Consider the following 2,393-nt stretch of genomic DNA (forward strand, 5'->3'; position numbering starts at 1 on the left):
CCACCGAAAACGGTACCACCGAAAACGGTATCCGAACGGCTTGATTTGAGTTTTTGTATTTTTGCCCGACGGGGTGAAAAATACAGTTGCTACAAATTTTGGATAAGGAAAGGTCGTCTGAAAATTTTTCAGACGACCTTTCCTTTATCAAACTCTACTTTGCTACCGCTCTTTCTTTCAAAGTCTTCAACACATTCTTCACGGTGTTAATCCTGACTTCGATATTTTCCATCTCGGCTGTAAATCTTAACTTATCCGCCCCAGCGAGCCGATATTTTTTATCCGTCTGAATCAGCAGGATGATTTCTGTCGGGTCGATTTGGTGGTGTTTGCCGAAGGTAACGGTTACGGCTTCGCCGGTGGCGTCGATGGCGTCTATGCCCAATTCTTTTGCGGCGAGCCGCAGGTGGTGGCTTTCGATGAGGGTTTTGACGGGTTGTTCGGGCAGGCCGAAGCGGTCGACGAGTTCTTCGTGTATGGCGTTGATTTGCTGTACGGTTTCGCAGACGGCGAGGCGTTTGTAGAGGACGAGCCGTTCGTGGATGTCGGGGCAGTAGCTTTCGGGCAGCAGGGCGGGGCTGTGCAGTTTGATTTCGGTGGTGATGCCCAGCGGTGCGTCGAGGTCGGGCTGGCGGCCTTTTTTAAGGTCGCGCACGGCTTGTTTGAGCATTTCGGTATAGAGCGTGAAGCCGACCTGTATCATTTCGCCGGATTGTCCTTCGCCGAGGATTTCGCCTGCGCCGCGGATTTCCAAATCCTGCATGGCGAGGGTGAAACCTGCGCCGAGTTCGTCTGCCGCCGCGATGGCGTCGAGGCGTTTTTCTGCGTCTTTGGTGATGTATTCGGGCGTGAGCAGGTAGGCGTAGGCTTGGTGGTGGCTGCGGCCGACGCGCCCGCGAAGCTGGTGCAGTTGCGCCAGCCCGAATTTGTCGGCGTGGTTAATGATGATGGTGTTGGCGTTGGGGATGTCGATGCCGGTTTCGATGATGGTGGAACATAGCAACACGTTGAATCGTTGCTGCAAAAAGTCGCGCATGACTTGCTCCAGCTCGCGCTCGCGCAGTTGTCCGTGCGCCACGCCGATGCGGGCTTCGGGCAGCAGGGTTTCCAGCCGCTCGCGCATATTCTCAATCGTATCTACTTCATTGTGCAGGAAAAACACTTGTCCGCCGCGTTTGAGTTCGCGCAACACGGCTTCGCGCACGCTGCCTTCGCTGAACGGTTTGACAAAGGTTTTGACGGCGAGGCGGCGGCTGGGAGCGGTGGTAATCAGCGAGAAGTCGCGCAGGCCTTCGAGCGCCATGCTGAGGGTGCGCGGAATCGGCGTGGCGGTCATGGTGAGGATGTCGACATTGGCGCGCAGGCGTTTGAGCTGCTCTTTTTGGCGCACGCCGAAGCGGTGTTCTTCATCAATAATCACTAAACCTAAGTTTTTGAATTTTATATCGTCCTGCACCAGCTTGTGCGTGCCGATAACGATGTCGACCGTGCCGTCCGCCATGCCTTCCAGCGCGGCTTTGGTGGCTTTGCTATTGTTGAAACGCGAAAGGCTGGCAACTTTCACGGGGAAATCGGCGAAACGGTCGGCGAAATTTTGCGCGTGCTGCTCGACCAGAAGCGTAGTCGGCGCGAGTACGGCAACCTGTTTGCCGCCCATCACCGCCACAAACGCGGCGCGCAGGGCGACTTCGGTTTTGCCGAAACCGACATCGCCGCACACTAGGCGGTCCATCGGCTTCGCCTGCGTCAAGTCTTTAATCACGGCAGCGATGGCGGCTGCCTGGTCTTCGGTTTCCTCGTAGCCGAAGCCGTCGGCAAACGCCTGATAATCCAACTCGTTGATTTCAAACTTGTGTCCCGATTGGGCGGCGCGTTGGGCGTAGAGATTGAGTAACTCTGCGGCGGTGTCGCGTGCTTTTTCGGCGGCTTTGCGTTTTGCTTTGTTCCACGCGCCGCTGCCGAGCTTATGCAGGGCGACGTTTTCATGCGCTTGGCCGGAGTAGCGGCTAATTAAATGTAGTTGCGAAACAGGTACATAAAGCTGCGCTTCGCCCGCGTATTCGAGCAACATCATTTCGTTGGTTTCGTCGCCCAAATCCATCGTTACCAAGCCCATATACCGCCCGATGCCGTGTTCTTCATGCACGACGGGGTCGCCGATGTTGATTTCGGCAAGGTCGCGCAAGAGGCCGTCTGAAACGGCGGCATGTTTCTTGCGGCGGTTGTGGGTGCGCGAACGGGCGACGTATTGGTAGAGCTCGGATTCGGTGATGACGGCGATGGCACTTTGAGCGGCAACTGCTTTGCCCTCTCCCCAACCCTCCCCAACGGGGGAGGGGGCAGGCTGCTGTCGGATTTGCCCGTGCAGACTACTTTCGACGGGGTGCAGGCTG

General features: G+C 56.6%; 1 protein-coding gene. It reads right to left on the reverse strand.

The window, feature by feature from the left end:
* Positions 1-154 precede the first annotated feature (154 nt).
* Positions 155-2,393, reverse strand: a 2,239-nt coding sequence (gene mfd / locus NSCA4_RS0102150; protein WP_016686613.1) for a transcription-repair coupling factor, incomplete at its 5' end; no start/stop codon positions are given.

The organism is Neisseria sicca 4320 (genome assembly GCF_000193735.1).
In the GTDB taxonomy this organism is placed as follows: domain Bacteria; phylum Pseudomonadota; class Gammaproteobacteria; order Burkholderiales; family Neisseriaceae; genus Neisseria; species Neisseria sicca_E.